General features: G+C 47.5%; 19 protein-coding genes, 1 other RNA gene and 1 other annotated feature. Of the genes, 18 read left to right on the top strand and 2 right to left on the bottom strand.

The annotated features are described in order from the left end of the window. Positions 1-150: 150 nt before the first annotated feature. Positions 151-1,707: an SH3 domain-containing protein gene (locus tag ACSFXN_RS08425; RefSeq protein ID WP_437149681.1), complete on the bottom strand. Its 1,557-nt coding sequence runs from the start codon at positions 1,705-1,707 to the stop codon at positions 151-153. A 116-nt stretch (positions 1,708-1,823) separates the two neighbouring features. Next, positions 1,824-2,070 (top strand) — a binding site (T-box leader). A gap of 52 nt (positions 2,071-2,122) precedes the next feature. On the opposite strand from ACSFXN_RS08425, the gene hisS reads away from it, so the two are divergent. The 4 genes from hisS (at position 2,123) to ACSFXN_RS08405 (ending at position 6,642) form a co-directional block, all read left to right on the top strand. After that, on the top strand, positions 2,123-3,388 hold the full coding sequence (hisS, locus tag ACSFXN_RS08420; RefSeq protein ID WP_437149680.1) for a histidine--tRNA ligase: 1,266 nt from the start codon (positions 2,123-2,125) through the stop codon (positions 3,386-3,388). A 365-nt stretch (positions 3,389-3,753) separates the two neighbouring features. Beyond that, positions 3,754-5,538 (top strand): aspartate--tRNA ligase, encoded by a 1,785-nt coding sequence (gene aspS / locus ACSFXN_RS08415; protein ID WP_437149679.1) that lies wholly within the window; start codon positions 3,754-3,756, stop codon positions 5,536-5,538. 45 nt (positions 5,539-5,583) lie between these two features. Then, positions 5,584-5,770: non-coding RNA, 6S RNA (gene ssrS, locus ACSFXN_RS08410), on the top strand. A 107-nt stretch (positions 5,771-5,877) separates the two neighbouring features. Next, positions 5,878-6,642 (top strand): tRNA threonylcarbamoyladenosine dehydratase, encoded by a 765-nt coding sequence (locus tag ACSFXN_RS08405; protein ID WP_300992514.1) that lies wholly within the window; start codon positions 5,878-5,880, stop codon positions 6,640-6,642. A gap of 276 nt (positions 6,643-6,918) precedes the next feature. On the opposite strand, the gene ACSFXN_RS08400 is transcribed toward ACSFXN_RS08405, so the two are convergent. Beyond that, the gene (locus ACSFXN_RS08400) at positions 6,919-8,205 is read right to left on the bottom strand and encodes a replication-associated recombination protein A (RefSeq protein WP_437149678.1); all 1,287 of its coding nucleotides are present in this window, start codon (positions 8,203-8,205) and stop codon (positions 6,919-6,921) included. Positions 8,206-8,339: 134 nt separating this feature from the next. On the opposite strand from ACSFXN_RS08400, the gene cymR reads away from it, so the two are divergent. The 14 genes from cymR (at position 8,340) to ACSFXN_RS08330 (ending at position 22,783) form a co-directional block, all read left to right on the top strand. Next, entirely contained in the window at positions 8,340-8,756 is a 417-nt protein-coding gene (cymR, locus tag ACSFXN_RS08395; protein ID WP_300993342.1) for a cysteine metabolism transcriptional regulator CymR, read from the top strand. 13 nt (positions 8,757-8,769) lie between these two features. Beyond that, positions 8,770-9,903 (top strand): cysteine desulfurase family protein, encoded by a 1,134-nt coding sequence (locus tag ACSFXN_RS08390; RefSeq protein ID WP_437149677.1) that lies wholly within the window; start codon positions 8,770-8,772, stop codon positions 9,901-9,903. 14 nt (positions 9,904-9,917) lie between these two features. Next, positions 9,918-11,036 (top strand): tRNA 2-thiouridine(34) synthase MnmA, encoded by a 1,119-nt coding sequence (gene mnmA / locus ACSFXN_RS08385; protein ID WP_437149676.1) that lies wholly within the window; start codon positions 9,918-9,920, stop codon positions 11,034-11,036. 14 nt (positions 11,037-11,050) lie between these two features. Then, positions 11,051-11,710, top strand: coding sequence for a tetratricopeptide repeat protein (locus ACSFXN_RS08380; RefSeq protein WP_437149675.1), 660 nt, complete (start codon positions 11,051-11,053; stop codon positions 11,708-11,710). A gap of 23 nt (positions 11,711-11,733) precedes the next feature. Further along, entirely contained in the window at positions 11,734-14,178 is a 2,445-nt protein-coding gene (gene recD2 / locus ACSFXN_RS08375; RefSeq protein WP_437149674.1) for an SF1B family DNA helicase RecD2, read from the top strand. 490 nt (positions 14,179-14,668) lie between these two features. Then, entirely contained in the window at positions 14,669-17,293 is a 2,625-nt protein-coding gene (gene alaS / locus ACSFXN_RS08370; RefSeq protein WP_437149915.1) for an alanine--tRNA ligase, read from the top strand. A gap of 89 nt (positions 17,294-17,382) precedes the next feature. Then, on the top strand, positions 17,383-17,649 hold the full coding sequence (locus ACSFXN_RS08365) for an IreB family regulatory phosphoprotein (protein ID WP_300992522.1): 267 nt from the start codon (positions 17,383-17,385) through the stop codon (positions 17,647-17,649). A gap of 2 nt (positions 17,650-17,651) precedes the next feature. After that, entirely contained in the window at positions 17,652-18,068 is a 417-nt protein-coding gene (gene ruvX, locus ACSFXN_RS08360; RefSeq protein WP_300992523.1) for a Holliday junction resolvase RuvX, read from the top strand. A 13-nt stretch (positions 18,069-18,081) separates the two neighbouring features. Further along, positions 18,082-18,390: a DUF1292 domain-containing protein gene (locus ACSFXN_RS08355; protein ID WP_300992525.1), complete on the top strand. Its 309-nt coding sequence runs from the start codon at positions 18,082-18,084 to the stop codon at positions 18,388-18,390. Between the two features lie 222 nt (positions 18,391-18,612). Continuing rightward, positions 18,613-19,737 carry an endolytic transglycosylase MltG gene (mltG, locus tag ACSFXN_RS08350; protein ID WP_437149673.1) on the top strand — a complete coding sequence of 375 codons (1,125 nt, stop codon included), beginning with the start codon at positions 18,613-18,615 and terminating at the stop codon, positions 19,735-19,737. 366 nt (positions 19,738-20,103) lie between these two features. After that, positions 20,104-20,724, top strand: coding sequence for an O-methyltransferase (locus ACSFXN_RS08345; protein WP_437149672.1), 621 nt, complete (start codon positions 20,104-20,106; stop codon positions 20,722-20,724). A gap of 25 nt (positions 20,725-20,749) precedes the next feature. After that, complete coding sequence (udk, locus tag ACSFXN_RS08340) at positions 20,750-21,373, top strand: uridine kinase (protein ID WP_437149671.1); 624 nt, start codon at positions 20,750-20,752, stop codon at positions 21,371-21,373. An 86-nt stretch (positions 21,374-21,459) separates the two neighbouring features. Beyond that, positions 21,460-21,936: a transcription elongation factor GreA gene (gene greA, locus ACSFXN_RS08335; RefSeq protein WP_300992531.1), complete on the top strand. Its 477-nt coding sequence runs from the start codon at positions 21,460-21,462 to the stop codon at positions 21,934-21,936. A gap of 130 nt (positions 21,937-22,066) precedes the next feature. Then, entirely contained in the window at positions 22,067-22,783 is a 717-nt protein-coding gene (locus tag ACSFXN_RS08330; protein ID WP_437149670.1) for a YrrS family protein, read from the top strand. The last annotated feature ends 11 nt before the right edge of the window (positions 22,784-22,794 follow it).

Here is a 22,794-nt window from a genome sequence, read left to right as displayed (position 1 = left end):
GGAGTACACGGTCTTCGCCAGCGAGCGTGGAGGCTCAGGCCGCACCCCGCGGAAAGCGTCCGCCCTGGAGCGAAATGGAAAAGGCTGCCGAGAATTTCTCGACAGCCTAGCAACACGAGAGAACGAATCCTCCCGTGCTGCTTTATTTTACTATTCTACTTGTCCATCAAAATAATTGACAATTCCGGTATACAAACCGAGTGCTGCTTGTTCCTGGAATTTCGTTGTCGTCACAATGCGCTCGTCGTTGTAATTGCTCAAATAACCGAGTTCGATCAAGACGGCCGGTTGATGGTTCTCGCGCAGCACCAAGTAATTTCCTTGCTGGACGCCGCGGTTGCGCAAATCGATTTTTCGGCTGAGCCCTGAATTGATGGATTCAGCTAATGGTTCCTGGAAATCGTGCATATAGTATGCAGTAAACCCGGAGACGCTATTGTCTTCCGTAGCATCGTAGTGGAGGCTGATAAATGCATCAGCTGCTACTTGATGCCCGGCGGAGACCCGTTTCCGCAAATCGACATAAGTATCGGATTGTCTGGTCAAGATGACGTCAGCACCTGCGGAACGCAGATGATGCGACAGCGTCTCGGCCGTTTGCAGCGTCAAATCTTTTTCTTTCGTCTTTCGGGCGCCAACTGTGCCGCCGTCATTGCCGCCGTGGCCCGGATCAAGGACAATCGTCAATCCGTTCAAAGTGCCTTTTTTACGGGCGGGCAGTTCTTTTTCTTCACTTTCCTCGGCTGCAGTTTCACCTTTTGTCACAACCCAAGTTGCGATATAAGCGGAATTGCCATCAGGCAATGAAACCTGGTACCAGTCCCCGTTTTGCTGGACGACCGCCAGCTCGTCGCCGGCATCCGCACGGCTGACTACGCTGGAGGCGGTTGACGGTTCAGCACGCAAATTCGTGCCATTGGTAATGACCGTTACAGTATTTCCCGATTCTGCCGAAGTTTTTTCCACTGCTTGAGCGGATTGGTCGGACAGATGTCCGTGAAAAGAATATACCCAGCCGGTTTGATCGCTGGAAATCCGGATTTCCACCCAGTTGCCATCCATTGACTCCACAGTGAAAACCTCGCCTTTTTGGACGGTCGCTTCGACTGACGAGCTGAGATCCGGTTTCTCTCGGACGTTCAAGGCATCCACGGCAATTTCAAAAGAAGAAACGCTGCTTGTTGCCGGAGCCGGTTTTTCGGCTGTTTGTTCGGAAGTGCTTATGTATTGTTTTGACACAAATCCACGTGTATTCCGGAAATCAACTTCAATCCATTCACCTGCTTCACTGATCACCACCGCTTGGTCTCCAGCATTCATTTGTCCGAGGACAGAAGCGGAAAGGTCGGGCTGTGACCGGACATTCAAGCGGTCAACGGCAGAAACGGCGGTTTTTCCTGCAGCTTCAGATTCAGCATTGCCGGCTTCAGCACTGGCAGTCAGCCAAGAAGCAATCCATCCTTGTTCGCCATCGGCTTTCACTTCAAGCCAGTCGCCGCTCTGGGACACAACAGAAACCTTTTCACCTTTTGCAAGTGAACCTGAAACGCTATACGAAAGTCCAGGCCCTGACCGTATGTTGACGGTCGATCCTGTAATTTCAACATTCTCGGTTGCCGCAAGAGCTTCATCGGCAGCAGGGGCAGGAAACAATCCCGATGCCAATAAAATAAATAAAATAAGAGCAATAAGCCATTTGCGGTTCATTATGCACCTCCTTAAAAGTAGCTCTATTTGTATTATTAAAAAAATCCGGCCATTTGTCAAAAAAGGTTGACAAGTTTTGGGGGAGTCCTTAAGATTAAGTTTATTATACTTATATAAATTTGCTGATGACGAAGAAAGTAATTGCAAGATTGGCTGAAAAGAGAAGGGAAGTCCTGGGCTGTAAACTTTCCTGCAGGGATCTGTAATGAAAAACACTTTAGAGGCTTTTTTCTGAAAGGCGCAGTTTCTCGCTTATTAGGAAAAAACGGAACCGGCCGTTACCCGGAATGAGAGGATGCCGGAATTTTTGGCATCAACTAGGGTGGAACCGCGGAAGCTGATATAAAAGCTCTCGTCCCTTGCGTAAGCAAGGGGCGGGGGCTTTTTTGTATGGAAAAATAAAGGAGTGAAATCGATGAATATTCAAGCACCAAGAGGCACTTACGATGTATTGCCGGACCAGTCCGCCAAATGGCAGGAAGTCGAACAGAAAATCAATGAGCTATGCCGGCTTTATCAATACAAGGAAATCCGCACGCCGATTTTCGAGCACACGGAATTGTTCCAGCGCAGTGTCGGCGACACAACTGATATCGTACAAAAAGAAATGTATACCTTCCAGGATCGCGGCGACCGCAGCTTGACGCTTCGTCCGGAAGGCACGGCTTCTGTAGTCCGTTCTTTTGTAGAAAATAAATTATTCGGCTTGCCGGACCAGCCGGTTAAACTTTTCTATACAGGCCCGATGTTCCGTTACGAGCGTCCGCAAGCTGGCCGCATGCGCCAATTTGTCCAATTCGGCGTGGAAGCGATCGGGTCCAAAGATCCGGCAATCGATGCCGAAGTGATTTCATTGGCGATGGAACTTTACCGTTCAGTCGGCTTGAAACGGCTGCGCCTAGTCCTGAATTCTCTTGGAGATACAGAAAGCCGCATTGCACACAGAGAAGCGCTTGTGCAGCATTTCGAACCGCGCATTGAGGAGTTCTGCAGCGATTGCCAGACGCGCCTTGAGAAAAACCCGTTGCGCATCCTTGACTGCAAAGTGGACCGCAACCACCCGTTGATGGCGACTGCACCTTCTTTGGCGGATTATTTGAACGAAGAATCCCAGCAATACTTTGACCAAGTCAAAATGTACCTGGATGAGCTGGGCATTGAATATGTCGTGGACCCGAACTTGGTGCGCGGGCTGGATTATTACAACCACACCGCTTTTGAAATCATGAGCGATGCAGAAGGCTTTGGCGCCATTACCACACTTTGCGGCGGAGGGCGTTACAACGGGCTCGTTGAAGATTTGGGCGGACCGGAATCACCGGGAATCGGCTTTGCAATGAGCATCGAGCGCTTATTATTGGCTTTGGAAATGGAAAAAGTCGAAATTGGCCAGTCACAGAACCTCGAAGTTTATGTAATCGCCATGGACGATGCATCCAAGAAAAAAGCATTCAGCATTATCCAAGAGCTGCGCTCTACGGGCATTTCTGCAGATATGGACTATACCGGCCGGAAACTGAAAGCCCAGATGAAATCCGCTGACCGCAAAGGCGCAAGCTATGTGATTGTCATCGGCGAGACGGAAATGGAAAGCGGCCAAGTTGCTTTAAAAGAAATGGCGACTGGTGAACAGCAACAAGTTTCATTCGCAGATATTGCTGAAACGATTAAGAAAAAATAAGTGGTCCGCCATTTTTACCCGCTTCGGCCGCTTTGGGTAAGGCAAAGACTTGTGCTCTCGCGCAAGCTCTTCGCTGGATAAGCTTTTTAGAAAAGAAAGAATTATTGAGAGAGCTCTTTGGTGATTGCTCACTTAGATATGGAGCAAAACAGCGGAGACTCCCGCGGGGCAGCGTAGCGACGAGACAGCCAAGACCCCGCAGGGAGCGAAAGCGACCGAGGAGGCTTGGCGCTCGCCCGCAGGAAAGCGTAGCTGTTTAGCGGAATATCGACTGGTGAAAAATATTTTTTTCAACTTAATAAATGTATTTAACATATCAATGAATTAAATAAAGAATAACGATTATAAATTTTGGAGGAATAGATATGTCGAGATCGCATTATAGTGGAGAAGTCAACGAATCGGCCATTGGCCAGCGCGTATCATTAAAAGGATGGGTGCAAAAGCGACGCGATTTAGGCGGCTTGATCTTTGTCGATGTCCGCGACAGAAGCGGCATTGTCCAAGTGGTGTTCAACCCTGAAATTTCCGAACAAGCAGCAAAAATCGGCGAAACATTGCGCAACGAATTTGTGGTGCATATTGAAGGGCTGGTCGTTGCCAGATCAGAAGGCCAAGTCAATCCAACGATGAAAACCGGAACAGTGGAAGTGCAAGTGGACCATGCGACGATTATCAACGCAGCGAAAAACCCGCCCTTTGCAATTGACGACAACACAGAGGTCAGTGAAGACTTGCGCTTGAAATACCGCTATTTGGACCTTCGCCGGCCGGCAATGTTTGAAACGTTCAAAATGCGTTCGGACATTACAAAATCGGTTCGCCGATTCCTGGATGAAGAAGGCTTCCTGGAAGTGGAAACGCCGATTTTGACGAAATCGACTCCTGAAGGCGCGCGCGATTATTTGGTGCCAAGCCGTGTACATGATGGTGAATTTTATGCGCTTCCTCAATCACCGCAATTGTTCAAGCAGATGCTGATGGTTTCCGGTTTTGATAAATATTATCAAATCGCCCGCTGTTTCCGTGATGAGGATTTGCGTGCTGACCGCCAGCCGGAATTCACACAAATTGATATGGAAATGAGCTTTAAATCAATGGAAGAAATCATCGAGATGAACGAACGATTGATGGTTCAGATGATGAGCGATGTTAAAGGCATCGACATTGAACCGAAATTCCAGCGCATGAACTATACCGAAGCGATGGACCGTTATGGTTCGGATAAGCCGGATGTGCGTTTCGGACTGGAATTGGTCAACGTTTCCGATTTGGTGAAAGATTCTTCGTTCAAAGTGTTCTCCGGAGCAGTTCAAAACGGTGGACAAGTGAAATTGATCAACGTCAAAGGGCAAGCGGCAAATTATTCACGCAAAGATATCGACGCGCTTGGTGAGTTCGCTGCCGTATACGGAGCAAAAGGTTTGGCTTGGTTGAAAGTGGAAGCAGAAGGCATTAAAGGACCGATTGCGAAATTTTTTGAAGGCGAAGCAGCGGCTGCTTTAACTGAACGTGCAGAAGCTGAAGCGGGAGATCTTCTTTTATTCGTAGCGGATTCTTCATCGGTAGTCGCGGATGCACTTGGCGCTTTACGTTTGAAGTTCGGCAAGGAACTCGGCTTGATCGACAATACACAGTTTAAGTTCCTATGGATCACAGACTGGCCGTTGTTTGAATACGATGAAAAAGAAGGGCGCTATTATGCAGCTCACCATCCGTTCACAATGCCGTTTGAAGAAGACCTTGAGATCTTGACGACAGAACCTCAAAAAGTCCGTGCACAAGCGTATGACCTTGTATTGAACGGCTATGAACTGGGCGGAGGGTCATTGCGTATTTACCGCCGCGACATCCAGGAGAAAATGTTCCAGATGCTTGGATTCACTGAAGAAGAAGCGCGTGCGCAGTTCGGCTTCCTGATGGATGCTTTTGAATACGGCACGCCTCCGCACGGCGGAATTGCTTTCGGCCTGGACCGTCTCGTAATGTTATTGGCTGGGCGCACGAACTTGCGTGATACGATTGCATTCCCGAAAACAGCGAGCGCCAGCGATTTATTGACGGATGCACCAAGTCCGGTTTCACAAGCACAACTTGAAGAATTGAGCCTATCTGTCAATATTCAGAATAATGAAAAAGTACCAGAGTAAATATCTTGTGCAAATAAATAAGGTATGCTAACATACAAGTAGTAGAGAATCCTGATGTGTTCGTTTTAAGCTATTCAGTTTTGACCCAACATTTTGTCGTCGGGAGACCAAATTTTATCATGGCTAACATGCCTCTTTAGCGGGAAGTTATAAGTGATAAAGCGGTCACCCACCTGCTTGAAGCGGGTTCAAAAACGATATGCAACACAAGGACGGCACGATCGGGATTCTCCATTATTTTAACTTTACGCCCTTCGGCAATTTGTCGGAGGGTTTTTATTTGTGTATAATTCCTATTAGACAGACGTATCATCTTTGAATGTGAAGGGCAGGGAAATCATGTTACATCAATTTTCACGAAATGAATTAGCAGTAGGCAAAGAAGGAATCGAATTGTTGAAAGGTACAACCGTCGCTATACTGGGCGTTGGCGGAGTAGGTTCTTTTGCTGCTGAAGCATGTGCCAGAAGCGGCGTAGGACGGATTATACTGGTCGATAAAGACGATGTCGACATCACCAATATCAACCGCCAGTTGGTCGCCAATTTATCGACCGTCGGCAAATCGAAAGCCGGCGTCATGAAAGACCGGATCGCGGATATCAATACGGAATGTGAAGTGATTTCTTTACATATGTTCTATACTGAAGAAACATATGAAGAATTTTTCAGCTACGAACCGGATTATGTCATTGATGCATCGGATACGATGATTTATAAAGTTCATTTGATGCAGGAATGCTATAAACGCGGAGTTAAAATCATTTCAAGCATGGGTGCTGCCAATAAAACCGATCCGACGCGTTTCCAGATTGCTGATATCTCCAAAACTCATACGGATCCACTGGCAAAAATCATCCGCAAAAAATTGCGCGAAGCGGGCATCCGAAAAGGCATTCCAGTCGTGTTTTCGGACGAAAGCCCGATCGTGATCCGCCAAGACGTGGTAGAAACAGTCGGCAAGCCGGATGCAGCCATCCGCAAAGCGAAAATGCCGCCAAGTTCGAACGCCTTTACACCGTCAACTGTCGGCTTGATCTGCGCCAGCTGGGTAGTCAACGATATCACCCGCTCGATTCCCATCGAACGCGTCAGAAATAATTAAAGAAAAGCCGGCTCGCAAGTTGAGCCGGCTTTTGTGTGGGGAATTTAAAAAGACGGATGCCAAAAGAAAGAGCGCTTTTCGCTGGCGAAAAGCATCAAAACCGGTCGTAGAGTTAGGTTCTGGATGTCGAATTTTAATGAACGCAAATAAGCTCCGCACGAACGCAAATAAAAGTTTTTAAACGCAAATAAACCATCCACGATCGCAAATAAAATTAGCTAAGCGCAAATAAATAAAGAAAAAAGCCATTTCACGGACGGAAATGGCTTCGACTATTTATTTTTTCTTCCGGAACGATTTCAATTTCTCGTAGATTCCAGCGTATTTCTTCTCTGCACCGGCGATGACCGGCTGGTAATACTCCGCGGACTTCACTTCTTTCGGCAAATAATCCTGGTCGACCCAGCCGCCGTAAGATCCAAGCGGCGTGTCGTGCGGATATTTATAGCCGCCGTGGCCGAGTTCGGCTGCACCGGCATAATGGCCGTCGCGCAGATGCATCGGGATATCGCCTGTGTCGCCTTTATTGATCGCCGCCATGGCTGCGTCGATTGCTTTGTAGGCAGAATTGGATTTTTCCGATAAGCACATCTCGGCAACCGCTTGCGCCAGTGGAATGCGGGCTTCCGGCAAGCCGAGCCGGTCTGCCGCTTGGCAGGCAGCCAGCACATGGCCGCCGACTTGCGGGTTAGCGAGACCGATGTCTTCATAAGCCATGACCAGCAAACGGCGCGTCACAGCTGTAAGATCGCCGTTCTCGAGTAAATGCCCCAAATAATACATGGCGGCATTGACGTCACTGCCGCGCACTGATTTTTGCAGCGCCGAAAGCAGGTTATAAAAGTGGGAGCCTTTTTTATCGCCGAAGACGCCGACGCGTTTGATCATTTGTTCAACCATTTGGTCTTCGACGATATATTTACCGTCACGCTCATCCGATGCGACAACGATCGATTCGAGCATCGTCAACGCTTTGCGGGCATCTCCGTTTGTGCCTTCCGCGATGCGTTCGACTTGGGCCAGTGAGATTTCAATGTCGTAATTGCCCAGCCCGCGTTTCGAATCTGACAAAGCATTGTTCAAGAGCTGGACGATGTCTTCATGCTTCAGCCGTTTCAGCTGCTTGATTTCGCCGCAGCGGGAACGGATGGCCGGGTTGACGTCATGAAAGGGATTTTCCGTCGTGGCGCCGATCAGCACGATGGCACCGCTTTCGACATGCGGCAATAGCGCGTCTTGCTGGAGTTTATTGAAACGATGGATTTCGTCCAGAAACAGCAGGACTTTGCCGGTGATGCGCGCTTCAGCGACTACTTCTTCGACGTCTTTCTTGCCGGACGTCGTCGCGTTCAGGGCGATGAACGGCAGTTTGGAAGTTCCGGCGATGGCGTGGGCAATGGATGTTTTGCCGATTCCTGGCTCGCCGTAAAGCAGGATCGACGGCACATGGCCGTTCTGTATCATTTTATATAATGCCGTATGCGGTCCGATGACGTGCTGTTGTCCGACAACTTCATCGATTGTCCGCGGACGCATACGGAAAGCTAAAGGTTCGTTCTGCAAATCAAAAACTCCTTCCGTACATTCGTTCTATCAGTATATCGTTTCGACAAATAAAAGTCATTGCAAGTCCATTTCATGTAACGTATGATATACTATTTTGAAGAATAATTGGAATCTGATTCAGGGGTGTAATGATGAAAATATCAACAAAAGGCCGTTACGGCTTAACCATTATGATCGCGTTAGGAAAACATTACGGAGAAGGGCCCATTCCGCTCCGTAAAATTGCAGCGGACTATGATTTGTCTGAAGCGTATTTAGAGCAGCTTGTCGGGCCGCTTCGAAATTCCGGACTGGTCAAAAGTGTGCGCGGCGCATACGGCGGCTATATGCTGACGCGTTCGCCGAAAGAAATTTCAGCCGGTGATGTGATCCGTGTCCTTGAAGGGCCGATTCAGCCGGTTGAAGGCATTGAAGACGAAGCCCAGCCGCAGCGGGAATTATGGGTCCGCATCCGGGACGCGGTAAAAAATGTGCTGGATACCACGACGATTGAAGATTTAACCAAAACGCAAGACACCGATAACGAAAACTATATGTTCTATATATAAGGAGTCAGTCAAAATGAATCGAATTTATTTGGACCATGCGGCCACTTCTCCGATGCATCCGGAAGTGGCTGATGTATTTTCACAAGCGCTCGGGACTGTATTCGGCAATCCTTCGAGCATCCACGGAACGGGAAGAATCGCACGAAAAGCGCTGGATGATGCACGCCGCATTTTTGCGAAAAGCATCAACGCCAACGACCCGGAAATCATTTTCACGAGCGGCGGGACGGAAGCGGATAACTTCGCGATTTTCGGTACGGCTGCCAAAAAGCAGGGAAAGCACATTATCACTTCTACGATTGAGCACCATGCTGTTCTCCATGCCTGTGCTAAATTGGAAAGCGACGGCTATGACGTCACGTATTTGCCGGTTGACAAAAACGGCTTAGTGCGAGCAGAAGACGTGAAAAATGCTTTGAGGGACGATACAATTTTAGTGACCATCATGCTGGGCAATAATGAAATTGGGACCATCCAGCCCATTGCGGAAATCGGGGAGCTTTTGAAAGACACCGATGTCACATTCCATACCGATGCCGTTCAGGCGTATGGCGTTTTGCCGATTGACGTGGAGGGGCTGCACGTGGATTTATTGTCCGTATCCGCCCATAAGCTGAATGGACCGAAAGGCATCGGCTTTTTATACCAGCGCAAAGGCACGCCGCTCGCCCCGTTATTATATGGCGGGGAACAGGAACGGAAGCGCCGCGCAGGAACCGAAAATGTTCCGGCGATCACGGCGTTCGCCAAAGCGGTGGAAATTTCACTAGCAACGATGGAGCAGAAACAAGCTGCCTATCAGGGATATAAAAAAATCTTCAAAAACGTTCTCCGGGAGGAAGGCGTGGAATTCAAGGAAAACGGCATCAACCCTTTGCCGCATATCCTGAATCTCAGCCTGCCCGGGATCGAAATCGAGTCGTTCCTTGTGAACTTGGACCTTGCCGGAATTTCGGCATCGAGCGGATCGGCCTGTACAGCGGGTTCCATCGATCCGTCGCATGTTCTGGTCGCCATGTACGGCGAACAGGCTGAAGAATTGCGGAATTCGATTCGCTTCAGTTTCGGCATCGGCTTGACCGAAGCACAAATAACAGAAGCTGCTGAAAAAACAGCTCAAATCAGTAAGCGCTTGGCGCTAAAATGAAAAGGTGATTATAAATGACTGCGAAAGCACCACAAGATATACGTGTTGTCGTCGGCATGTCCGGAGGGGTCGACTCTTCGGTTGCCGCGTATTTATTGAAAGAACAAGGCTATGACGTCATCGGAATCTTTATGAAAAACTGGGATGACACCGATGAAAACGGCGTCTGCACTGCGACGGAAGATTATGAAGACGTGATCCGCGTCTGCAACCAGATCGGCATTCCGTATTATGCGGTCAACTTTGAAAAACAGTATTGGGATAAAGTGTTCACTTATTTCCTGGAAGAATACAAAGCAGGGCGCACACCGAACCCGGACGTGATGTGCAATAAAGAAATCAAGTTCAAGGCATTCCTCGAGCATGCCCTTAGCCTCGGTGCGGATTATTTGGCGACCGGCCATTACGCACAAGTCGAGCATATGGAAAATGGCGAAACAAAAATGCTGCGCGGCAAAGACAATAACAAAGACCAAACGTATTTCCTGAACCAATTAAACCAGGAGCAATTGTCTAAAGTCATGTTCCCGATCGGCCATATGGAAAAAAAGAAAGTGCGTGAAATCGCACTTGAAGCAGGGCTTGCCACAGCTACGAAAAAAGACTCAACCGGCATCTGCTTTATTGGCGAACGCAATTTCAAGGAATTCCTTGGCCAATATCTTCCGGCACAGCCAGGCTCAATGGAAACGCTTGACGGCGTGAAAAAAGGAAGCCATGACGGCTTGATGTATTACACAATTGGCCAGCGCCAAGGCCTGGGCATTGGTGGAGCAGGAGATCCGTGGTTTGTGATCGGCAAAGATTTGGAAAAGAATATTTTATTTGTCGGCCAGAATATCAACCATGAAGCGCTGTTCTCCGACAGCTTGACTGCAGTGAACTTGAGTTTCACTGCGGATACGGCACCGACTGGCACATTGAAATGCACAGCGAAATTCCGTTACCGCCAAGCAGATGTTGGCGTAACAGTTGAATTTAAAGGCGAAGAAGCCATTGTGACATTTGACGAGCCCGTTCGAGCTATTACACCAGGACAAGCGGTTGTTTTTTATGACGGCGAAGAATGCCTGGGCGGCGGAACCATTGACCGCGTCTTTAAAAACGGCGCTCGCCTGGAATATGTAGGTTAATAGGAGAGACAATGATGAATTATAACGAAATCGGCATTCAAGCCCTTCAAGAAGGAAATACCGAAGAAGCGATCAAAGCATTTACGCAGGCGATTGAAGAAGAACCGAACAATCCGCTGGGCTATATCAACTTCGGCCATGTATTGACGTCTATGGACGATGTAGAGCGGGCAGAGCGTTTTTTCCAAAAAGCGCTTGTGCTGGATGAAACTTCGGCTACCGCATATTACGGCCTGGCCAATTTGTATTTCAATGGGGAGCGATATGCGGAAGCATTGAAATTGTATGAAAAAGCAGTGCAATACGGCCTTGAAGGAGCGGACGCGCATTTCATGATCGGCAAATGCTTCGAGAAATTGGAGCAGCCGAAACTGGCGCTTCCGTATCTTCAGCGAGCGGTTGAATTAGACCCGGCTGATGTGCAAGCGCGATTGAGCTACGGCATAACGCTTGCTTCGATGGAATTGTTCGAGCTGGCGGAACCGCAGTTTTTGCAGGTTCTGGAGCAAGATCCAAACCACGCGGATGCGCATTATAACCTCGGTGTTCTTTACGCGGTATCCACAGACCGCGTCCAAGATGCCATGCATCATTTGAAACAAGCTTATACACTCGATGACCGCAATGAAATGGCGCGTTATGCGTATGATATGATTGCTACAAAACTACAATAAAACTGTGAAAGGAGACGGCAGATATGACCGGACAAATTGATTTATTCCATGAAGAAGCACAATTCGTGTTAGGCCGGCCCGTCGTCTCGATTTTTCACAATCCCCAAAATTTATTTTCCATCGCCAAAGTGAAAATCCAGGAAACCAACACCTCCTATCCAGAAAAGGAAATCATCGTTTCTGGCTATTTCCCGAAACTGTCGCTTGAGGAACAATACCGTTTTACGGGGGCTGTGAAAAATCATCCGAAATATGGTGTCCAGTTCCAAGTGAAAACTTTTACAAAAGAAGTTCCAGAAACCGAACAAGGGATCATCCATTATTTGTCGAGTGATATGTTCAACGGTATCGGCCGCAAAACAGCGGAGACGATTGTCAAAAAACTCGGTAAAGAGGCCATCAAAAAGATTCTGGAAGACCCGGAAGCGCTCGATGCGGTGCCGCGTTTGTCCGATGACAAAAAAGATACGATCCGCTCGACGCTGCAGATGAACCTGGGGCTGGAGCGAGTCATGATTCAGTTGAATGACTGGGGATTCGGCCCTCAAGTCGGCATGCGCATTTACCAGGCGTACCGGGAAGAAACGATTGATATTTTAACGAAGAACCCTTACCGGTTGATCGAAGAAATTGAAGGGATCGGGTTCCAGCGCGCCGATGAACTTGGCGCGAAACTCGGCATTACCGGAAGCCATCCGGACCGCATCAAAGCTTCGATTCTGCATTTATTGAACCAGGCTTCGCTGTCGGAAGGCCATGTTTATGTCGATGCCAAAACGCTGATTCCGCTGGTTAAAGAAATGCTTGAAATCAATCCGCGAGATGAAATACCGATTGAATTGATTTCAAAAGCGATGATTGAATTGAATGAAGAAGGCAAAGTGGCAGGGGAAAAAACCCGGCTTTATTTGCCGTCGCTTTATTATTCAGAACTGGGCATTGCGACGAAGCTGGAAACGATGCTGGCTTCCCAAGCGAAACGCGAACGTTTTCCTGCATCGGAAGTGCGGCGGGCGCTTGGTGAAGCGGAAGAACGGCTCGAGGTCAATTATGCGGAAACGCAAGTGGAAGCCATCGAAAACAGCATCAACTCGTCAGTCATGATCTTGACCGGTGGACCGGGAACCGGCAAAACGACGGTCGTCCGCGGCTTGGTCGAAGTGTATGCCGAACTTCATGGCTTGTCGCTCGATCCGAAAGACTATGCCAAGAAAAAAGAGCCGTTCCCCATCATTTTGGCGGCGCCAACAGGGCGGGCAGCGAAACGGCTCAGTGAATCGACGGACCTGCCGGCGATGACGATCCACCGTTTGCTCGGCTTTAATGGACAGGAAAAAGAAGAAGAAACCGAACGGGATATTGAAGGCCGTTTGATTATCATTGATGAAATGTCGATGGTCGATACGTGGCTGGCGCATCAATTGCTGAAAGCCGTGCCTGAAGATGCCCAAATCATTTTCGTCGGGGACCAAGATCAATTGCCACCAGTCGGGCCGGGGCAAGTGCTACGTGATTTATTGGAATCAAAACGCATCCCGACCGTCGAACTGACTGATATCTACCGGCAGTCTTCCGGATCTTCGATTATTGAACTGGCCCACCAAATGAAAGTTGGCCAGCTGCCGGCCGATATCACCGCGAAAACAGCGGACCGATCGTTCATCAAAGCGGGACCTGAACAAGTACCGGAAGTGGTTGAAAAAGTGGTGAAGAGTGCTCTTGCCAAAGGCCATTCCATCAAGGACATCCAAGTGCTCGCACCGATGTACAAAGGGCCGGCCGGCATCGATGCACTTAACCGCATGATCCAGGAAATGGTCAATCCGAATCCGGACGGCAAACGGAAAGAGCTGGTTTTCGGCGACATCTCATACCGCATCGGAGATAAAGTTCTGCAGCTCGTCAACCAGCCGGAAAGCAATGTCTTTAACGGTGACATGGGTGAAGTGGTCGCCATCATGAAAGCGAAAGAAACGGTCGAGAAGCAGGACATGCTGGTGGCTTCTTTTGACGGCATTGAAGTGGAATACCAGCGCAGCGACTTGAACCAGCTGACGCTCGCGTATTGCTGCTCGATCCATAAAGCGCAAGGCTCGGAATTTCCGACGGTCATCATGCCCGTCGTCCGCAGCTATATGAAAATGCTGCGGCGCAATTTATTGTATACGGGAATCACACGAAGCAAAGATTTCTTGATTCTTTGCGGCGATCCGCAGGTGTTCCGCTACGGCGTTGAACGGACAGATGATGTCCAGCGCATGACCACATTAAGAGAACGGCTGCAGCTGCCTGAAGAAGAAACGGCTGCCGCGGAAGCGGAATCAATCGCCGCCGCCGAAACCAAAGAGCCGGTGGAAAAAGTTAAAGAACCGGCCGGCCCGGTGAGCTTGACTGCGGAAAACGCCAACACGATCCATCCGCTGATCGGCATGGAAGGCATCAAGCCGCAGGATTTTCTCGAAGCGTAAAACAAGCGTCCGTCACGGGCGCTTTTTTTAATTAGAATCGTATTTTCGCTTTAATTGGTCGTATTTATTTTGTTGCTGGTCGTATTTTTTACTCTACTGGCCGTATTCTAAACTTTATTGGTCGTATTACAAAATCCAGATAACTTTACAGAAAAAGCTCAAACAATCGTCTCTATTGACACAGCCAAGCATTTTTCTATATAATTCAATCTATATCAATAAACAACACTCAGATGGAGACAGTATAAAATTCGCATCCGCTTAGAAAGAGGTTCCCGGGCTGAAAGAACCTTCGCCATGCATTTTTAGAAAGCTACTCCGGAGTGCAGCTAATCCCTGCCGTAAAGCCGCGTTAAGGCGTAATGAGAGACATGGGTGAAAGCTGCCTGTGTAATTAGGGTGGTACCGCGAAATAAAGCCTTCGTCCCTTGCGCAAGCGCAAGAGATGAAGGCTTTTTATTATGCTTAAGGAGGAAGATAGATGAAAACCATGAAGACGATGAAAGCTGCAGACATCAGAAGATTGTATCTCGAATTCTTTAAAGAAAAAGGCCATGACCAGGAGCCGAGTGCACCGCTTGTGCCATTTGAAGATCCTTCTTTGCTGTGGATCAACAGCGGCGTGGCAACACTGAAAAAATATTTTGACGGCCGTGTGATTCCGGAAAACCCGAGAATCGTCAACGCCCAAAAATCGATCCGGACAAACGATATCGAGAACGTCGGGAAAACAGCCCGCCACCATACATTTTTTGAAATGCTCGGGAACTTTTCGATCGGCGATTATTTCAAAAAAGAAGCGATCCACTGGGCTTGGGAATTCTTGACCGACGATCGCTGGATGGGCTTCGAACCGGAGAAATTGTCCGTGACGATCCACCCGGAAGATGAAGAAGCATATGATATCTGGCTAAATGAAGTCGGTGTGCCGGCTGAACGCATCATCCGCTTGGAAGGGAATTTCTGGGATATCGGCGAAGGTCCAAGCGGCCCGAACTCTGAGATTTTCTATGACCGCGGTGAATCCTATGGCAGCGACTCGAACGATCCTGAATTGTATCCGGGCGGCGAGAATGACCGTTACCTGGAAGTCTGGAACTTGGTGTTCTCGCAGTTTAACCACAACCCGGACAATACTTACACGCCGCTGCCGAAGCAGAACATCGATACCGGAATGGGGCTTGAGCGCATGGCTTCGGTTGTGCAGGACGTTCCGACTAACTACGATACCGATTTGTTCATGCCGATTATCCAGAAAACCGAACAGATTTCCGGCAAGAAATACGGGGAAGGCGGGGAAGCCGACATGGCATTCAAAGTCATCGCTGACCATGTCCGCACCGTTGCTTTTGCAATCGGCGACGGCGCCTTGCCATCGAACGAGGGCCGCGGCTATGTGTTAAGAAGACTGCTGCGCCGCGCTGTCCGCTATGCGAAAAAACTGGGCATTGAAAAACCGTTCATGTATGAATTGGTGCCGGTTGTGGGTGATATCATGAAAGACTTTTATCCTGAAGTCAATGAAAAGCAGGATTTTATTATCCGCGTCATGAAATTGGAAGAAGAACGCTTCCACGAAACGCTTCACGACGGACTGGCGATTTTATCGTCGGTTGTCGAACAGCAAAAAGCGGCAGGCCATACGGAAATTCCGGGTGAAGATGCTTTCCGCCTTTATGATACGTACGGCTTCCCGGTGGAACTGACGGAAGAGTATGCGGAAGAAAGCGGCATGGCAATCGACCATGCGGGCTTCGAAGCGGCAATGCAGGCACAGCGTGACCGGGCACGAAAAGCGCGCCACAGCGTCAATTCGATGCAGACGCAATCCGAAGTGCTGGGCAGCATTACAGAGCCAAGCGAATTTATCGGCTATAGCTTAACGGCAGCTGAAGCGAATGTGCTGGTAATCATCAAAGACGGCGAACTGGCTGACAGTGCCCAAGAAGGCGAAGAAGTTCAAGTGATTTTGGACCAAACGCCATTTTATGCTGAAAGCGGCGGGCAGATTGCCGACCGCGGAACCTTGAGCAATGATTTGGTGCAGGTATCTGTGCTTGACGTCAAAAAAGCGCCAAACGGCCAAAACCTGCATTCGGTGCGTGTTGATTCCGGTGAATTGACAAAGTCAGCTGTTTTTGCAGAAGTTGACGCAAGCGAACGCCGCCATACGGTGAAAAATCATACAGCGACACACTTATTGCACCAAGCGCTTAAAGATATTCTTGGAACGCATGTTAACCAAGCAGGATCATACGTTGGACCAGACCGTCTGCGTTTTGACTTCTCACATTTCGGGCAAGTAACAAAAGAAGAGCTCGAGCAGATTGAACAAATCGTCAACGAGAAAATTTGGAGCGGCATTGACGTCCAAACCGGCTACCATAACTTGCAGGAAGCAAAAGACATGGGAGCGATGGCGTTATTCGGCGAGAAATACGGCGATGTTGTCCGTGTGGTTGAAATCGGCGGCTACTCACTGGAACTTTGCGGCGGCGTCCATGTCGTCAACACTTCAGAAATCGGCGTCTTCAAGGTTGTTTCAGAAAGCGGCATTGGTGCCGGCATCCGCCGCATCGAAGCGGTCACCGGCAAAGGGGCATATGAGAACTTGAAAGACAGCGAGCGGACGCTTGAGGAAGCGGCAAGCCTGATGAAAACATCTCCAAAAGACATGGTCCAGAAAGTGCAGACGTTCCAGCAGGAAATGAAAGGGCTGCAGCGTGAAAACGAGTCGCTGATGGCGAAAATTTCAAATGCACAGTCTTCCGAATTGTTGAGTTCTGCACGCCAAGTCGGCGATATTACAGTTCTTTCTACGAAAGTGGAAGCGAAAGACAATAATCAGCTGCGCCAGATTATGGATGACTTGAAGCAAAAGTTTGAAAAAGCGGTCATCGTTCTCGGTGCGACAGACGGCGAAAAAGTGATGCTGATCGCCGGCGTCACAAAAGATTTGGCAGGCGGGAACTATCATGCCGGACAAATCGTCAAACACGTAGCAGAACAGTGCGGCGGCAAGGGCGGCGGCCGTCCCGATATGGCGATGGCAGGTGCGAAAAACCCGGAAAAACTGGGCGAAGCTTTGGAATCTGTCTACAACTTGCTCAAATAGGTTTAATAAATACCTAAAATCGTATATAATATAATTCAGACAGCGAGAGCGGTTTTCTCCTATCTAGATCCGAAAGCGAGGTGCTTGTCGTGAGTTCATTTGATCAAACTATGAAATTCAATCCGTCTGATGAATCGATGGAGCAGGAAGTGAAGCAAGTGATGCTTCAAGTCCATGCTGCACTTGAGGAAAAAGGCTATAACCCGATCAATCAGATTGTCGGATATTTATTATCAGGTGATCCGGCTTATATTCCTCGCCATCAGGATGCACGCAATATGATCCGCAAACTCGAACGGGATGAAATTCTGGAAGAGCTTGTAAAGTTCTATATCAAAAAGAATAATGAGGAATAAGCATGAGAATAATGGGACTGGATGTCGGTTCAAAAACAATCGGAGTTGCCATCAGTGATGCGCTTGGCTGGACAGCCCAAGGCATCGAGACGGTGAAAATCAACGAGGCTGTAGGAGAGTATGGATTTGAGCGCTTAGGCGAATTGATCAAATCTTATGAAGTCACCCAAGTCGTAGTTGGATATCCGAAAAACATGAACAATTCCATTGGCCCGCGAGCCGAAGCATCGGAAAAGTTTGCAGCTTTGCTGGAAGAAGCGTATGCTATACCGGTGGTCCTTTGGGATGAACGTCTGACGACAATGGCGGCGGAGAAGATGCTGATTTCAGCTGACGTCAGTCGGAAAAACCGCAAAAAAGTGATCGACAAGATGGCAGCGGTCATGATTTTGCAAGGCTATCTTGATTTTAAAAAATAATGAGGTGACGCAAATGGAACACGGACAAGAACACATTACAGTCGTTGATGAAAACGGCAACGAGCAGCTATTTGAAGTACTATTCACATTTGACTCAGAACAATTCGGGAAATCATATGTATTGTATTACCCGGTAGGTGCTGAAGAAGATGAAGATGGTGAAATTGAAATCCAAGCTTCTTCATTCACTGAAAACGAAGACACAGACGGCAAAATTGCTGGCGGCGAACTTCGCCCTGTTGAAACTGACGAAGAATGGGACATGATCGAAGAAATGCTGAACACGTTCCTTGACGAAGAAGAAGAGAACGAAGAGCTTTAATCTAATGAAGCAAGGGGCGGAATTGAAAGCAGATTCCGCCTTTTTCTTTTGTCAGGAATTAGGTATACTGATAATGAGAAACTTCACTCAGTGGCGCTTCTTTATCTTTACGCAGATTAGATGAACAAATCGGGTTTTAACGGCCAGTGGACCTCCGACTTTAAAAGGGGGGCATACTGGCCTTTGAAACGGGGGAAAGCAAAAAGCTAAGGGGGGGAACCCGTGGACAAGCAGTCGAAAAAAGAAATAATGTTCGAACGGATGAGTGAAAAGAAAAAAGAAGTGAAAATCGTCCGTCGCATTGTGTTTATCATCACATTGGTCCTTTTGATCGTTGTGGGCATTGCAGGATTTCAAGCCTATAATTATGTGACTGATGCATTGAAGCCGGTAGACCCGGATTCAGAAAAAGTTGTGAACATAGAAGTGCCGATCGGCTCGAATTTGGACAGCATCTCAGCACTGCTGGAAGAAAACGGTCTTATCGCCGATGCGCGCATTTACAAGTATTACGTGAAATTCAAGAACCAGGCTGATTTCCAAGCCGGGACATACGGGCTGCTGCCTTCTATGACTCTTGATGAAATTACTGAAAGCTTGAAAACCGGAAAAGTCTACCGTGAACCGCTGTTCAATATTACGGTGCCTGAAGGCCTGACAATAGACCAGATCGCTGAAAATGTCATTGCCAAAAAGACAAAATTCACTGCTGAAGAATTTTTGGCTAAAGTGCAGGATCCACAATACATTGATGAATTGATGGTCAAGTACCCGACATTGCTGACGGATGAAATCAAAGGCGAGAATGTCCGTTATGCGTTAGAAGGCTATTTGTTCCCTGCCACTTACGAATTTTATGAAGAAGATCCATCGCTGAACTTAATAATCGAGCAAATGCTTGAAGCGACAGAGGCAAATGTCGTACAATATCAAGCGGTACTCGAAGAGATGGGAAAAACGCCGCATTGGCTCCTGACATTCGCGTCGCTGCTGGAAGAAGAAGCCACAGCACAGTCCGACCGGCAGACGATTGCCAGCGTGTTCTATAACCGTCTGGAAGCGGATATGCCGCTGCAGACAGACCCGACCGTCATTTATGCGATGGGAGAACACAAAGAACGTCTGTTCAATAAAGACTACCAATTTGAGCATCCTTACAGCACTTACACCAATAAAGGCTTGCCGCCTGGCCCGATTGCTTCAGCCGGAGCGTCGTCCATCCAGGCCGTATTAGACCCAGCCAATACAAAATATTTATATTTCCTTGCTGATTCTACCGGCAAAAATCATTTTGCTATAACTTATGACGAGCATTTAGCGAACCGCGACAAATACATCGGCCAATAAAGTGAAACTCACTCAGCGGGGCTACGTCCCCGCAGAGTGCTAGTTGAACCAATCGGACTTTTATGGACAGTAGACTTGCCGCTTGGAAAAGCGGGAGTCGTACTGGCCGTTAAAGCGGGATAAAGTGAAACTCACTCAGCGGGGCTACGTCCCCGCAGAGTGCTAGTTGAACCAATCGGACTTTAGTGGATCTGCCGCTTGAAAAGCGGGATAAAGAAGCCGGGTCTTTTGTTTCTGCTGCATGGCAGTTATAAGGACCTGCTTACGCAAGGTGAATAAAACAAGAAGGAGGCGGTCTCGCTTTCCTTCTTGTTTTATGTTAGTATAGGAAGTAATTTTTGCTGCAGGTAAAAAGGAGCTTTTAGAATGGAACATCATCTACAACTGCCGGAAATATTGGCGGCATTAAAAAGCTACGCGGAACAGCATCATGTCCCGATCATGGAAGAACAAGGAATCAGCGAACTCATCGAGCTTTTGAAAAGCCAGCAGCCGAAATCGATTCTGGAAATTGGAGCAGCAATTGGGTTTTCAGCCATCAAAATGGCTTCTGAATTGCCGGATTGCACAGTTGATACTATCGAACGTGATGACAGCAGGTATGATAAAGCAGTGGAATTCATCGGGCAATCCGGTCTTGAAAACCAAATACGGATTTTTCATGGAGATGCGCTTGAGCTGGATTTGGACATGTTAAAACCGGCGTATGACGCTATTTTTATAGATGCCGCTAAAGGGCAATATGAACGGTTTTTCGAAAAATATGAGAAGCTTTTGTCTGAACGCGGAATTATTTATTGTGATAATATGCATATGCACGGTTTGTCAGAGCAGGAAATTTCGGAGGTTCCGAGAAGAAAACGGACGATGATCCGGAATTTAAGAAAATTTAAAGAACATATGTTAAATCACCCGTCTTACGAAACGACGCTGCTGTCTGCAGGAGATGGAATCATGATTTGCAGAAAAAAGGCGCAGGAAAAATAATGAAGTTTGCAAGGAGCTTGAAAGCATGTCTAAAAACCGTCCGGTTGTAATCGGAATTGCAGGTGGTTCGGGCTCAGGTAAAACGAGCGTGACGCATTCCATTTATGAAGTATTCAAAGATCACTCAGTAGTGGTGATTGAACAAGATTATTATTATAGAGATCAAAGCCATTTAGCGTTTGAAGAACGTTTGAAAACGAACTATGACCATCCGCTGGCATTTGATACAGATTTACTGATTGAACACATCAACAAATTGCTGCAACGGCAGCCGATAGAAAAACCGGTTTATAATTATGCGCTACATACGCGTTCTGATGAAACTGTATTGATTGAGCCGAAAGACGTCATCATTCTTGAAGGCATCCTGGTTCTAGAAGACCAGCGCCTCCGCGATTTGATGGATATTAAATTGTTTGTGGATACGGATGCGGATTTGCGCATAATTCGCCGTTTGCTGCGCGACATCAACGAACGGGGACGGACCATCGATTCCGTAATTGATCAATATTTGAGCGTTGTGCGCCCTATGCATAACCAGTTTATCGAGCCGACAAAACGATATGCTGATGTGATTATCCCGGAAGGCGGGCAAAACGAAGTAGCAATTGATTTAATGGTTACAAAAATTAAAACAATTCTTGAATAGATTGACAGTTTATAATATGATGAGACCAGACTGGCGGGTGTTTACCAAAAATCATCCAAAGTCAGCAGTTTAAGGAGTGGGGAATAATGGCGAACGAGAAACAATTTCCAATGACAGCTGCAGGAAAGCAGAAGTTGGAGGAAGAACTGGATTTCTTAAAAACTGTAAAACGGAAAGAAGTCGTTGAGCGGATTAAAGTAGCTCGCAGTTTTGGGGATTTATCCGAGAACTCTGAGTATGATTCGGCTAAAGAAGACCAAGCATTTGTGGAAGGCCGTATTTCTACGTTGGAATCGATGGTCCGGAATGCAGTTATCATAAATGAAAATGAATTAGATAGAGATATCGTCCGTTTAGGCACAACCGTAACTTTTGTGGAAGTTCCGGACGGCGAAGAAGAATCATATACAATCGTTGGTTCGGCAGAAGCGGATCCTCTTGAAGGCCGCATCTCCAATGATTCACCTATTGCCAAAAGCATGATTGGACGTTCAATTGGTGAAAATGTTAAAGTTTTGACTCCAGGTGGCGAAATGGAAATTAAGATAGTTTCAATTACCTAATTCGGACAGCCATTCTTAGTTAGAATGGCTGTTTTTTTAAAAAAGGCCGATAATGAAACATTTCTTTTGCTAAAACGTCAAATTTGTAACATAGCATTATGCTAAAATAATTTGAAGAGGAGGCAAGAATATGAATGATGAAAAAAAACCTTATCCTTCTCGTTTGAATAAAAAGAACCGGTCGAATTCCATTCTAAATATGATGATTGGGTTGGTGTTTACTTTAGTTATTATTACCGGAGCTTTTATATTCCTTGATAATGGCGAACAAAGCGCCCAGGAACCGGAATCTGTCCAAATCACAACAGATACTGAACAGCAAACGAGTGGAGAAGAAAGCAACACTGAAGAAGCAGACGCTGCTGAAGACTCAGAAAAGGATTCTGAAGCTGAAGCTGAAGCCGAAGAAGCAAAAAAAGCGGAAGAAGCTGCTAAAGAAGAAAAAGAAAAAGCTGAAGAAGCCGAAAAAACAAAAGAAGGCAAAGTAACTGTTGGCGGCACGATTACCCGGGAAGCTTCAAATGATCCCATCGTGGCAGAGTCGATCATCAATACGAGCTGGGAGCCGGTAGGCACTACTCAAAAGGGCAAGCATGTTTCGGTTTATGAAAAAGATTCAGTTGATTGGAAAGAAAAAATCAAAGCTATTACATATGCAACGGGTCTAGCTGAAGACAATATGTATGTTATGATGATAAAAAATGGCGGTGGCCCTCAAAAGTCGATCGGTGTCGTCCAGTCTAAAGATCAATCAGAAAAATACCGTGTCCATTTGGAATGGATTGACGGAAAAGGCTGGAAACCCGTGAAGATGGATGTATTGAAAACACTGGAAGGCGCCTATTAAAAGGCGTCTTT

It is taken from the genome of Planococcus sp. 1R117A, from assembly GCF_051417975.1.
Lineage (GTDB): Bacteria > Bacillota > Bacilli > Bacillales_A > Planococcaceae > Planococcus > Planococcus shenhongbingii.
This window is presented reverse-complemented; position numbering and strand designations above follow the sequence as displayed.

Coding starts and splice junctions, on each gene's coding strand:
- ACSFXN_RS08425 (WP_437149681.1), bottom strand. CDS start 1,707: ATGAACCGCAAATGGCTTATTGCTCTTATTTTATTTATTTTATTGGCA.
- hisS (WP_437149680.1), top strand. CDS start 2,123: ATGAATATTCAAGCACCAAGAGGCACTTACGATGTATTGCCGGACCAG.
- aspS (WP_437149679.1), top strand. CDS start 3,754: ATGTCGAGATCGCATTATAGTGGAGAAGTCAACGAATCGGCCATTGGC.
- ACSFXN_RS08405 (WP_300992514.1), top strand. CDS start 5,878: ATGTTACATCAATTTTCACGAAATGAATTAGCAGTAGGCAAAGAAGGA.
- cymR (WP_300993342.1), top strand. CDS start 8,340: ATGAAAATATCAACAAAAGGCCGTTACGGCTTAACCATTATGATCGCG.
- ACSFXN_RS08390 (WP_437149677.1), top strand. CDS start 8,770: ATGAATCGAATTTATTTGGACCATGCGGCCACTTCTCCGATGCATCCG.
- mnmA (WP_437149676.1), top strand. CDS start 9,918: ATGACTGCGAAAGCACCACAAGATATACGTGTTGTCGTCGGCATGTCC.
- ACSFXN_RS08380 (WP_437149675.1), top strand. CDS start 11,051: ATGAATTATAACGAAATCGGCATTCAAGCCCTTCAAGAAGGAAATACC.
- recD2 (WP_437149674.1), top strand. CDS start 11,734: ATGACCGGACAAATTGATTTATTCCATGAAGAAGCACAATTCGTGTTA.
- alaS (WP_437149915.1), top strand. CDS start 14,669: ATGAAGACGATGAAAGCTGCAGACATCAGAAGATTGTATCTCGAATTC.
- ruvX (WP_300992523.1), top strand. CDS start 17,652: ATGAGAATAATGGGACTGGATGTCGGTTCAAAAACAATCGGAGTTGCC.
- ACSFXN_RS08355 (WP_300992525.1), top strand. CDS start 18,082: ATGGAACACGGACAAGAACACATTACAGTCGTTGATGAAAACGGCAAC.
- ACSFXN_RS08345 (WP_437149672.1), top strand. CDS start 20,104: ATGGAACATCATCTACAACTGCCGGAAATATTGGCGGCATTAAAAAGC.
- udk (WP_437149671.1), top strand. CDS start 20,750: ATGTCTAAAAACCGTCCGGTTGTAATCGGAATTGCAGGTGGTTCGGGC.
- greA (WP_300992531.1), top strand. CDS start 21,460: ATGGCGAACGAGAAACAATTTCCAATGACAGCTGCAGGAAAGCAGAAG.
- ACSFXN_RS08330 (WP_437149670.1), top strand. CDS start 22,067: ATGAATGATGAAAAAAAACCTTATCCTTCTCGTTTGAATAAAAAGAAC.